The sequence below is a fragment of the Rossellomorea vietnamensis genome (genome assembly GCF_001305855.1).
GTDB classification, from domain to species: Bacteria; Bacillota; Bacilli; order Bacillales; family Bacillaceae_B; genus Rossellomorea; species Rossellomorea vietnamensis_A.
Genome location: NZ_LIXZ01000003.1, coordinates 284,182 through 297,133 on the forward strand (window position 1 = coordinate 284,182; position 12,952 = coordinate 297,133).

The 12,952-nt window shown below is 47.4% G+C and carries 9 protein-coding genes; all 9 read right to left on the bottom strand.

Annotated elements, in window-relative coordinates; genetic code table 11:
• Window position 1 precedes the first annotated feature (1 nt).
• On the bottom strand, window positions 2-955 hold the full coding sequence (argF, locus tag AM506_RS06060) for an ornithine carbamoyltransferase (RefSeq protein ID WP_060671585.1): 954 nt from the start codon (window positions 953-955) through the stop codon (window positions 2-4).
• Entirely contained in the window at window positions 952-4,029 is a 3,078-nt protein-coding gene (locus tag AM506_RS06065; RefSeq protein WP_060671586.1) for a carbamoyl phosphate synthase large subunit, read from the bottom strand. The genes argF and AM506_RS06065 overlap by 4 nt, the downstream gene beginning before the upstream one ends.
• A complete protein-coding gene (locus AM506_RS06070) occupies window positions 4,022-5,086 on the bottom strand; it encodes a carbamoyl phosphate synthase small subunit (RefSeq protein WP_060671587.1) in 1,065 nt (354 codons plus the stop codon). The genes AM506_RS06065 and AM506_RS06070 overlap by 8 nt, the downstream gene beginning before the upstream one ends.
• 69 nt (window positions 5,087-5,155) lie before the next feature.
• Window positions 5,156-6,316 (bottom strand): acetylornithine transaminase, encoded by a 1,161-nt coding sequence (locus tag AM506_RS06075; RefSeq protein WP_060671588.1) that lies wholly within the window; start codon window positions 6,314-6,316, stop codon window positions 5,156-5,158.
• Entirely contained in the window at window positions 6,313-7,122 is an 810-nt protein-coding gene (argB, locus tag AM506_RS06080; RefSeq protein WP_235576049.1) for an acetylglutamate kinase, read from the bottom strand. The genes AM506_RS06075 and argB overlap by 4 nt, the downstream gene beginning before the upstream one ends.
• A complete protein-coding gene (argJ, locus tag AM506_RS06085) occupies window positions 7,085-8,314 on the bottom strand; it encodes a bifunctional ornithine acetyltransferase/N-acetylglutamate synthase (protein WP_060671590.1) in 1,230 nt (409 codons plus the stop codon). Before argJ ends, argB begins: the two co-directional genes overlap by 38 nt.
• 14 nt (window positions 8,315-8,328) lie before the next feature.
• Entirely contained in the window at window positions 8,329-9,363 is a 1,035-nt protein-coding gene (gene argC / locus AM506_RS06090) for an N-acetyl-gamma-glutamyl-phosphate reductase (protein ID WP_060671591.1), read from the bottom strand.
• A 194-nt stretch (window positions 9,364-9,557) separates the two neighbouring features.
• Window positions 9,558-10,838, bottom strand: a complete 1,281-nt coding sequence (gene aceA / locus AM506_RS06095; protein ID WP_060671592.1) for an isocitrate lyase — start codon at window positions 10,836-10,838, stop codon at window positions 9,558-9,560.
• 170 nt (window positions 10,839-11,008) lie between these two features.
• A complete protein-coding gene (gene aceB, locus AM506_RS06100) occupies window positions 11,009-12,598 on the bottom strand; it encodes a malate synthase A (protein WP_060671593.1) in 1,590 nt (529 codons plus the stop codon).
• Window positions 12,599-12,952 lie beyond the last annotated feature (354 nt).

Below are 12,952 nucleotides of genomic sequence, written 5' to 3' on the forward strand. Positions count from 1 at the left end.
TTTATATAAACAACGATTGTAAAATCGCCTTTTGAACATGCAATCGATTCTCCGCCTGTTGAAATACGGCGGAACATGGACCGTCAATGACGGCTGCAGTGACTTCTTCTTCCCGATGTGCCGGCAGACAATGGAGGAATGTCACATCTGGTGAAGCATGACTCAACAGCTCTTCATTCACTTGATATCCTTTGAAATCCTGAAGACGCTTGAACGCTTCTTCTTCCTGCCCCATACTGGCCCATACATCTGTATAGACGACATCAGCACCTTGCACCGCTTTATTCGGGTCATGCGTCAGCGTAAAACTCCCTCCGCTTTTCACGGCAAGATCCACCGTTTTCCCTATGATATCTTCCTTCGGTTCGTACCCTTCAGGACAAGAAACGACGACCTCCATCCCAAGCATGGCACAGAGGATCATGAAGGAGTGCGCCACATTGTTGCCATCCCCGATATACACTACCTTCGCCCCTATTAACGTTCCCTTGGTTTCCAGGATCGTGAGGACATCGGCCAACGCCTGGCATGGATGATACGTATCACATAGACCGTTGATGACAGGGACACTGGCGTACTCTGCCAACTGTGTCACCTTCTCCGTCTCGAACGTGCGGATCATGATCCCGTCTACGTAAGATGACAGGACGCGTGCCGTATCCGCAATCGATTCTCCTCTCCCAAGCTGGATATCGCGGGAATTCAAATAGATGGCGTGCCCCCCCAATTGGAGCATTCCCGCTTCAAATGACACCCGTGTTCTCGTGGATGACTTTTCAAAAATCATTCCAAGAGTCTTCCCTTCGAGGCTCTTTGAATAAGGATTTTTCTTCAAGTACTGCGCCAATGACAAAAGTTCATGGACCTCTTCCGCCGTATAATCGAGCCACGTGACGAGGTCTCTTCCTTTTAACGACATTTTCTCCGGAGACGGTGCAACGGTTGAATGGTTCATACTCGGCTCACTCCCTGAATGGATTTTGAATGGACTAAAGGCTTTGGTCGGACATGTTCTGCGTTCTTGCTTCGCATGAAGGCATGCAGCGTTTCCGCTTCGGTTATCACGGTGACACCCGCTTCCAATGCAGCGATTCTTCTCTTCTTCATGGAGTCCGTTTCCTCATCATTGAAGTAGACACATGCATGATCGGTTTCAATCCAATCACTGAATGATGCTTCTTCTGCAGTTTGATATTGCTTAACCCCTGTACGCTCACAATCGACGTAAACGGTTCCTCCTCCTTCAATTCCCCCATGCAACTCTTCAAATACTTTGTATAGAGCTTCTTCAACGGTTCTACCAAGACAAAGTCCTTCTCCCGTCGACTTCATATTCGCACCGAGGATCTGATCGATCTCCGGCAGGGCGTGGGATGAAAATACAGGATACTTCACTCCGACTCCCTTCACCTCGGTAGGTAGATCAAAAGCATCGATGGTCAAACTGTCCCCGCATATCAGATCCGTGGCCATATCGATCAACGGAAAACCAAGGACCTTACTGACTATCGGTACGGTGCGGCTGGCCCGGGGATTGACTTCTAATACATACACTTTTCGACCCTGCAACAGGAATTGAATATTCATGATTCCTTTATATTTGAGTGAGGATACGATTTTACGGGCATATTCTTCAATCGTCTCCTTGATTTCCCCCGACAGGGATTCGGACGGGAAGATGGACATACTGTCCCCTGAGTGGACACCCGCCCTTTCAATATGCTCCATCACACCGGGTACATAGGCGTCTTCCCCGTCTCCTACAAGATCAACTTCCACTTCCCGTCCTTCTTTAAATTCATCTACTAAAATAGGAAAATATTCTTCATCTGCAGTTCGGATGAAGCGTTGCATTTCCTCCAGGCTCTTCACTTTCACCATCCCTTTGCCGCCGATGACATAGGAAGGGCGGCATAGTAGAGGAAAGGGCAGATTTCCGGCGACATGCATCGCTTCATCTTTACTGTGGCAGATATCCCCTTTCACACGGGGGATTCCACATCCATCAAGCAGTTGATAAAAACGGTCCCGATCTTCAACCTTATCAATGATATCGGATGACGTCCCGAGCAGTGTGACCCCCTCTCCTTCCAACATACCGGCAAGATTCAATGCCGTTTGTCCTCCGAATTGAATCAGTACCTCGTCAACCTTCTCATGCTTGATGATTGCGAGGACCGCTTCTTTCGTAATCGGTTCAAAGTATAGTCTGTCTGCGGTTTCATAATCAGTACTTACGGTTTCAGGATTATTGTTCACCATGATCGTGGTGTACCCGTGCTCTTTCAAGCGCTGGATCGCCTTGACCGCGCTGTAGTCGAATTCGACTCCCTGACCGATCCGGATCGGTCCCGCCCCGATGATCAGAACTTTCTTCTTCCCTGGCAAAGGCAGGATTTCATTCACACCATAATAAGTTGAATAGGCGTAATTGGTGATGGCTTCAAATTCCCCGGCGCACGTATCGACCATTTTGAATACCGGGACGATTCCTTCTTTCATTCTTATATCGGTGATCGACGCTTCAGTCATTCCCGTTAGTCCGGCAATGGTTTTGTCCTCAAACCGTAACTCCTTCGCTTCTTTCAATAGCTTTGCATTGAATGCATTGTTCTGGAGCTTTTTTTCCATGAAAATCAGGTTATTCATTACCGACAGGAACAGCTTATCGATCCCTGTCACGTCATGAAGAGAGTCGATCGAATCCCCCCGTCTCAATAATTCCATGAGTTCAAAAAACCTGGAATCAGTCGGCGTCCCAATCTTTTTCTCCAAGTCTTCCATGGATAGATCAGACATTCCACCGTATATACTCTCAATGGAAAGATCCAGGGATTGAAGCGCCTTTTGAAATGCAGCCTCTAATGAGCGCTCGATTGCCATCACTTCTCCCGTTGCTTTCATTTTCGTGCCAAGCACCCGGTTCGCTTCAGGGAATTTATCGAACGGCCATCTCGGGAATTTCACCACCACGTAATCAAGGGCAGGTTCAAAGCTTGCGTAGGTGGTCCTTGTCAACGGATTGATGATTTCATCCAATGTGTAGCCGACCGCAATCTTCACCGCGACTTTGGCGATGGGATAACCCGTTGCCTTGGATGCCAGGGCAGATGATCTGCTCACACGCGGGTTCACTTCAATTACATAGTACTGGTTGCTGTTAGGGTCTAAAGCAAATTGTATATTGCATCCTCCCACCACTTCTAATGCGCTGACGATATCAAAGGCGGCCGTACGGAGCATATGAAACTCCCGGTCTGTCAACGTCTGGGACGGGGCAACGACGATGGAGTCCCCCGTATGGACACCTACCGGATCGAAATTCTCCATATTGCAGACCGATATACAATTTCCTTTCGAATCTCTCATCACTTCATACTCGATTTCTTTGAAACCGGCGATGCTTTTTTCCACAAGGACTTGATGGATCGGACTTGCTTTCAATCCTGATAGAACGAGTTTCTTATATTCTTCCTTAGTAGAAGCAATCCCGCCGCCTCTTCCGCCTAACGTATAAGCAGGGCGGACAATGATCGGAAGGGCAATCTTTTCAGAAAAAAGCAATGCTGCTTCCAGGTCATGGACGATGCTGCTTTCGGCCGTCGGGTGACCCAATGTCTCCATTAAGGAACGGAACTTTTCTCGATCTTCACCCTTTTGGATCGAATCGACGGACGTACCGAGCAGTTTCACACCATACTTCTCGAGGACCCCTTTCTCATCCAGTCCGACGGCGAGATTCAAGGCGGTCTGTCCGCCTAGACTGGCGACGAGTCCATCGGGGCGTTCTTTTTCGATGATGGCGGTCAGGGTCTTCACGGTCAGCGGTTCACAATACACTCTGTCGGCATAAGCGGTATCCGTCATGATCGTGGCAGGATTGTGATTCACAAGGACCACTTCATAACCCTCTTCTTTCAGGGCTAGACACCCTTGCGTGCCGGAATAATCAAATTCAGCCGCCTGCCCGATGATGATCGGTCCCGATCCAATGATCAGGATTTTTTGAATAGTGGAATCTTTAGGCATACATTTTCTCTCTCCCCGGTTGTTTAATCGATTGATAGAATTGCTGGAATATCCACGATGCATCTTCCGGTCCAGGACGTGCTTCAGGATGGAATTGAACGGAAAGGATCGGCTTACTATTATGCTGAAGGCCTTCAATGGAACCATCATTGACGTTCATAAATCGTGGTTCAAGTCCTGTGCCGATTAAACTGGCTCCATTCACGACATAATTATGGTTTTGCGAGGTGATGAACACCTCACCCGTCTCGTTGTCCATGACCGGGTGATTCGCCCCTCTGTGCCCGAATAATAATCGATTCGTTTCCCCTCCCAGTGCCAGGGCGATCAATTGGTGACCCAGGCAGATTCCAAGCGTCGGCATTTGCAGGATTTTCTCTTTCAGCTGTGGCAAGAACCTCATCATTTCCTTCGGGTCCCCAGGGCCGTTGGATAATACCAGTCCATCGACATTCATCTGATTCAACTGCGCCAGTTGATGATATGGAATGACGGTCACGAGGCAGTCCATTTCCAACAGACAGGATACAATCGATTTCTTCACACCGAAATCAATGACTGCTATATGTTTGCTGCCGCTTCCCAACTGACGAAGCCCCGAAGCAGCGACTTTTTCGATTTGACCGGTAAGTGTTTCTTTCTCAGGCAACACGTCTGTATATGAAATGCATGCATTTTGACTACCTTCATGACGGATCTCTTTCACAACCTGTCTCGTGTCCACCCCGGTCATGAAAGGAATCTTCCACTTCTGAAGATAGTCCTTAAGGGACGAAGCGGCTTGATAATGGGAAAACAAATCCGCAGATCCGAGCATGATGACCCCTTTCACCTGGGGCTGCCCGCTTTCGAAATCGTCTTCGTTTACACCGTATTGACCGATGAGGGGGTAGGTGAAAACGACGATCTGATCTTTATAAGAAGGATCCGTCAGTACTTCCTGATACCCTGTCATACCGGTGAAAAATACGATCTCACCCTGAACGGGATCCTCTTCATCCATCATGACTTCCCCTTTAAAGATGCTGCCGTTTTCCAAACATAAGTAACCTGTCATGAGATGACCTCCTATTTTTGAATAAATAATTATATTTAAGTATTTTTATACATTTACCATTAAAAAATTTTAGTACACTTCGGCTAATTGATGTTCCTTGATTGTACGGATTATAATTCGAAGAGCCTGATCGAGTTCCGCTTTGGTGACGGTCAATGGTGGTAATAACCTGATCACATGGGGCCCTGCCGGAAGGGTCAATAATCCATTCTGGCGGAGCTCGGCAATGATATCACTCACTTCCTTATTGAAGGAGATACCGATCATAAAACCGATCCCTTTTACTTCTTGGACCATGTGATATTCCTGGAGCTGAAGGGCCAGTTCTTGGATAAAATACTCCGATTTATGTTGAACATCTTTCAGGAACCCCTCTTCGAAAATGGTTTCCATGGTTGCCTTCGCTGCCGCCATCGCTAACGGATTCCCTCCGAACGTCGATCCGTGTGTGCCTGGTGAAAAGGATGGGATGAGTTCTTTCTTTCCCATCATGGCCCCCACCGGGAATCCACTCCCGAGTCCTTTTGCAGCGGTGACGATATCCGGATCCAGTGAATAGTGCTGGTAAGCAAACGGCAGTCCCGTCCGTCCCACTCCTGTCTGGACTTCATCGATAATGAGCAGTGCATCTAGTTCACGGCACTTCTCTTCAACTGCCTGCAAAAAGGAATGGGTCCCCGGGTTGACTCCCCCTTCCCCCTGGATCACTTCAAGCATGATGGCCGCTACATCCTCATCCTCCACTTCTGAAAGGGCCTCCTCATCGTTATATGGTAGGTATTCAAAGGTCGGAAGCAAGGGACCGAATCCGCTGTGGATCTTTTCCTGCCCTGTCGCACTCATCGTTGCGAATGTACGGCCGTGAAAGGATTGATCAAAGGTCAGGATCTTCGTTTTCCCTGTGTGTTTCTTCGCAAGCTTTATCGCCGCTTCATTCGCTTCCGCTCCGCTATTGCAAAAGAAGACGGCATCAAGGCCGCTTGCAGAAGCAAGGAATGTGGCTGCCTCTTCCTGTTTGGTAATCGTGAACAGGTTCGATACATGCCAAAGTGTATCCATTTGTCTCTCCACTGCTTCTTTTACTACAGATGGGGAATGCCCTAAGTTACAGACGGCGATTCCTGAAATGAAATCCAAATAGGATGTACCATTATGATCCTGTACCTCCGTACCTTTCCCCGAAACCAATTCAATGTCTAACCGTTTATACGTTGGGAATACATGACTCATATCGCCTGAACCTCTTTTCCTTCTGTAATTCGTGTACCGATCATTTCCCCATCCTGGATGATGGAGTCCCGGCACCCGACAATCATCACTTCATTAATATGTTTGTTCAAAACGGAAATGGCCGCCTGCACCTTAGGAATCATTCCACCGTGGATTACTCCGACTTCTATATAACGCTGAATGACTTCGATTGTTACACGTGAAACAAGTTCACCGTCCTTCAAGATTCCAGGTACATCGGTGACAAACACAAGTTTCTCTGCCTTCATTGCCTTGGCGACGGATGCTGCAACAAGGTCTGCATTCACATTTACCCGTTCTCCTTCGCCTGTCGTTGCAAGAGGGGCGATCACCGGCAAGTAATTTAGAGATAGTAGATTATGAAGCAGCGTGAGATTGACCTCTTCAATTTTCCCGACAAACCCAAGAGTCTCTTTATCTATGAAACTCGCCTTGAGTAAATGAGCATCGTACCCGCTTAACCCAATGGCTCTTATTTCTTCAAGGTTGAGTTGATGAACCAATGTGCTGTTCACCTTGCCCTTTAACATCTGTTCAGCAATATCGAAAACATCTTTCGTAGTCTTTCTCTGACCGTTAATGAACGTGCACTGTATTCCAAGATCCTTGAGTGTTGCCGTAATGTCAGGACCTCCGCCGTGAACAAGGATCACATGGTAGTGATGCTGAAGATCTTTCATACTTTTATAGAAATGGGCTGATAACTCAGGAAGAATACTCCCACCAAGCTTCACTACAATGACAGGCTTATGTTCGGTAACTTGCATTGATTTTGACGTAATCATACGTAAGATCGCACCCCCAGGCTTTTCCGAATTCTTTTCCACTCTGCAGTGATACTGAGATGCTCACAAGTTCAGCTTGCATGTACCCGCTGACTTCCTGTTCGTTGAACGGTTGAGGAGTCCCATTTGAAAAAACGAGGGTGTCCCCGATGTGGATCACACATTGATGGGGGCTAATGTCGACCCCACTGTGCCCCATCGCCCCGACGATCCTTCCCCAGTTCGGATCCCCACCGAAGAGGGCCGTCTTCACCAGATTGGAACCGACGATTTTTTTTGCCAAAACATTGGCCTCCTGCTTGGAGCGGGCTCCCGTCACATTCACTTCCACCAGTTTCGTTGCGCCTTCCCCATCTCTTGCAATTTGTTTCGCCAGATCCTCACATAAAAGCGTCAATCCTTTTTGAAAGTGAGTCCAGTCAGGATGATCCTCGTGAAGGGCAACATGTTCCACCATGCCATTTGCCAGACTGATGACCATATCGTTGGTGGATGTTTCCCCGTCCACGGTGATTTGATTAAAGGATTGATCGATGGCTGTTTTAAGGGCAGTCTGCAGTACGTCCGATGAAATGGTGGCGTCGGTTGTAATAAAGCCGAGCATCGTCGCCATATTGGGATGAATCATCCCCGAGCCTTTCGCACAGCCTCCGAGGGTGACGGTTTTCCCGTCGATCATTACCTGATAGCACGACGATTTCTCGATTGTATCCGTCGTGAGGATGGCCTGTTGGAAAGACTGGGCACTTTCCGGGCCCGCATCGACCTGGATTTCACTGCAGCCTTTTTTCATCTTATCCATTGGAAGCCATTCCCCGATGACACCTGTGGATGCAACGGCGACGTACTCTTCGGGAATCTGGAACCGTTCGGCGGTCCATTCCCTCGTTTGATACGCATCCCTCAACCCCTGTTCACCTGTACACGCATTAGCGATGGCACTATTGACGACGATTGCTTGTAGTGTCTGAGATTGTGAGATGCTTTCCTGGGTGACTTTGAGAGGAGCCGCTTGAAAATGACTTTGCGTATAAACCGCTCCGCATTGTGCAGGTTTCTCACTGTAAATGATTCCGAAATCTTTCTTTGCATATCGAAGGCCGGTGTGGAGTCCCCCTGCCTTGTATCCAAGAGGTGACAGGATCGTTCCTCCCTTGATAGGTTTCACTGTTTCTTCTTTTACCAGTTTCATTGATTCTCCCCCTCTTATGGATAAATTGGATAGTGATGGAGACCGGTCACTTCGTCCAACCCCAGCATCACGTTCATATTTTGAACCGCCTGCCCCGCCGCTCCCTTTACCAAATTATCGATCACGGATACAATCGTCACCCGGTTCGTCCGTGGATCTGCTTTGATGGATAGGTCACAGAAGTTCGTGCCGAATACTTCCTTGGTGCTCGGGAACTCTCCGACCGGACGAAGCCTGACGAATGGATGCTTTTCATAAAAGCTTTGATAGCGGGTATGTAACTGCTCAGTGGTGCAGGTGTCCTTTAAGTCGGCGTACATCGTCACCATGATCCCTCTGGTCATGGGAATGAGATGGGTTGTGAGTGTGATCGGGCCCGCTTCACTGTTCCACTCCTTCAATTGCTGTTCAATTTCTGGAGTGTGCTGATGCTGATGGACCTTATAGATTCGTAGATTTTCCTGGGTCTCGGAGAAGTGACTGGATTGAGTCGCTTTTCTTCCCGCCCCGGATAACCCGGTTTTGGCATCGATGATCAAGGAGCGGGGACCTATTAGATCCTGTTGATAGAGAGGAGCCAGCCCCAGCAGGGTCGCCGTCGGGAAGCAGCCGGGATTCGCAATCAGCTCTGCTTCCCGGATAGCGAATCGATTGATTTCAGTCAGTCCATAGACGGCTTTCTCGAGAACATCCTGCGGAGCAGATTCTTCTTTATACCATTCTTCATATTCACCCGGATCCTTTAAACGCAGGTCTCCTGAAAGATCGATCACTTTCGCCTTTTTTCCTATGAGCTTCTGAGCAAGCTCCTTTGAAACGCCGGAAGGCACTGCCAGGAAGACGAAATCAAGCTGTTGCATCTCTTCGATCATGATCGGCTTCACTCTTTCATGGGAAAGACCCGATAAATGCGGATACTGTTCCGAATATGAGCTCCCTTCCAGAGAAGATGAATACAAAATACACTCATTCACATTCGGATGATTCGACAACAGACGATACAACTCCACACCACTATACCCAGTACTACCAACAATACCAACATCCAATACCTCTCACCCCAAACAATAAATTTAAATTAGGTCTAATTATATGATTGTATATTAATAAAATCAATAGTATATTTATGAATTTTTATATAAAGTTACTTTATTCACATATTCACTCCCATAGTACTAGAAACATATAAAGGTCCGTCCCTCACTGTTGAGGGACGGACCTTTATGAGTATATTAATAATAATTTAGAATTGTGCCGCTTCCGTAGATCCTTTCAGGGCGGTTGTGGAGGATGTTCCACCTGAAATCACCATGGAGACTTCGTCAAAATAGCCTGTTCCGACTTCACGCTGATGTCTTGTAGCGGAATATCCATGCTTTTCGCTGGCAAATTCTGCTTCCTGAAGCTGTGAATAGGCAGCCATACCGCGATCTTTGTAGCCCCTCGCAAGTTCGAACATACTGTGGTTCAGTGCGTGGAAGCCTGCAAGTGTGACGAACTGGAATTTATAGCCCATCTTCCCGAGCTCCACTTGGAATTTGGCGATTGTTTCATCGTCCAATTTCTTCTTCCAGTTAAAGGACGGGGAACAGTTATAAGCCAGTAATTTTCCTGGATGTTCAGCATGGATCGCTTCTGCAAACCGGCGAGCCTCTTCAAGACTCGGCTCTGACGTTTCACACCACACAAGATCTGCATAAGGTGCATACGCAAGACCTCTCGCAATCGCCTGATCAAGTCCGGCATTTGTACGGAAGAAGCCTTCCGGCGTACGTTCACCAGTGATGAACTGTGCATCATACGGATCGACATCGCTTGTGATCAAATCCGCGGCATTGGCGTCTGTACGGGCAACGATTAAAGTCGGTACGCCCATTACGTCCGCAGCAAGACGGGCAGAAATAAGATTCTTTACAGAAGTTTGAGTAGGAAGAAGCACCTTTCCTCCCAGATGACCGCACTTTTTCTCCGAGGAAAGCTGGTCTTCAAAGTGGACCGCAGACGCTCCTGCTTCAATCATCCCTTTCATTAATTCGAATACATTCAACTGTCCACCGAATCCCGCTTCTGCATCGGCAACAATCGGCACGAACCAATCAATCGATTCATCCCCTTCTACATAATGGACCTGATCGGCGCGCTGAAGGGCCTGGTTGATCCTCTTTACAACGGATGGGACGGAGTTTGCCGGGTACAGACTTTGATCGGGATACATATGTCCTGAAAGGTTAGCATCAGCTGCAACTTGCCACCCGCTTAGATAAATGGCTTTGAGTCCGGCTCTCACCTGTTGGACCGCCTGGTTTCCTGTCAAAGCGCCAAGAGCATTGATATAATCTTCTTCATGAAGAAGATTCCACAATTTCTCAGAACCATGGCGTGCAAGAGTGTGTTCGATATCAATCGATCCCCTTAGTCGAATAACATCTTCTGCTGAGTAAGGACGGGTGATCCCTTTCCATCGTTGATCCATTTCCCAATTTTCCTGCAGTGCCGTTACACGTTCGTTATTTGCTTTTACCATATTAAATCTCCCCTTATTTGTTTTTATACATACCGGTGTAAGTTTGATGAATGGACTTGCGTCATTGGATGAGGTCCGTCCCTCATCCAGGTGAAGTGGTAACTTAATAAAGTGATTATCCCTGGTTTACGAGCGTTTATATGATTAGGTCCGTCCCTTTACAAATTTCTTTACAAAATTTGATAGCCTGGGATGGTGAGGAAGTCTGTGAACTGGTCATTCCGGATGAGCTGGTCGAACAGGTCGACAGCTTCGGAGAACCGGCGTTCCTTGTATCGATCTTCTCCCAGTTGGCTTTTGAGTTTGGTCAGTTCTTCCTGCTTCAGCTGTTCGTAGAGTTCCTTTGTGATGTTCCGGCCATCATCGAGTATCCCTTTCGGATGACGGATCCATTGCCATAGCTGGGCCCGTGAGATTTCAGCCGTGGCCACATCTTCCATCAGATTGTGAATCGGTGCCGCTCCTTGGCCGCTCAGCCAGGATGAAATGTATTGAATGCCAACATTAATATTCATGCGGACCCCCTCTTCAGTTATCGCTCCGTGAGGAACTTCGAGAAGCTCCTGTTCCGATACTTCCAGTTCCAGTAATGTTTTCTCTTCGATCTGGTTCGCTTTTTTCATTTCCTGATTGAATGCCTCCATGGCAACCGGTACAAGACCAGGATGCGCGACCCACGTTCCATCATGACCATCACGCGCTTCCCTTTCTTTATCTGTTTTCACCTTATTGAACGCTTCTTCATTCTTAACCGGATCATTCTTGACTGGGATCTGTGCCGCCATCCCGCCTATTGCCGGTGCTCCCCTTCTGTGACAGGTCTTAATCGTAAGCAGGGAATATGCTCTCATAAATGGCGCCGTCATCGTGACCGATGAACGATCGGGGAGAATCACATTCTCCTGCTCCCGAAGCTTTTTGATATAACTGAAGATATAATCCCATCTTCCACAATTCAATCCTGCTGAATGTTCCTTTAGCTCATAAAGGATTTCATCCATTTCAAACGCCGCTGTAATGGTTTCAATCAGCACCGTCGCTTTAACCGTCCCTTGGGGAATCCCCACATAATCCTGAGCAAAGACAAATACTTCATTCCAGAAACGGGCTTCTTCGTGGCTTTCTAATTTAGGTAAGTAAAAATAAGGGCCTTTATTCAGTGAAGTTAAATGAGTCGCATTATGGAAAAAGAATAACCCAAAGTCGACAAGGCATCCTGAAAGTGACTTCCCATCCAGTTCGATGTGTTTCTCTTCCAAGTGAAGTCCTCTCGGTCTAACGATTAAAACCGCTTGCTCTTTGTTTAATTCATAACGCTTCCCGTTTGTCTCGAAGTCTATTGTATGGTGTACAGCGTCTCGGAGGTTGATTTGTCCTTCTATGAGGTTCGTCCATGTAGGTGAGGTGGCATCTTCAAAGCAAGCCATGAAACATTTCGCTCCGGAGTTCAGAGCATTGATGACCATCTTGCGATCAACCGGTCCCGTGATCTCCACCCTTCGATCCTGCAGTGCTTCCGGAATAGGAGCTACCTTCCACTTTCTCTGGCGAATCGATTCTGTTTCAGGTAAAAAGCGAGGGATCTCTCCATCATTGATCCGTTCCTGCTTCTTCTCTCTGTTGTGTAACAGCTCCTTGCGCTTCTCTCCGAACCGGCGCTCCAGTTGTTCTAGAAACTGCAGTGCGTCCGGGGATAACATTTCATCAAAGCCCGGTTTTAGTTCCCCGGTTACCTTGATACCAACCATTTGAGTCGACATAGAACGTATTCACTCCTTAAGGGTATTAAACAAACTTCATTGTTATAATACAGATTAATTAACATGTTTGTATTGTATAACAGATGGATTGAATTTGGAACCATTTTTTCAAAATTTTCATTCGACAATTTTCGCATTAGTTTTGAAATAACAAAAAGGTCCGTCCCTCATCGCACGAAAGCGGTGAGGGACGGACCTTCAGTAACCATCTCAATATTTATAGTTTGTTCTCCAAGTCCTTCATTCTTTTTTCCATTTTTTTATTCTGTTCATAGACAAGCGATGCAAATGTCAGGGACGTTCCAGCCACTATAAGAGCGATAAAACTCATCATCTCCGCTACCTCCTGATTCT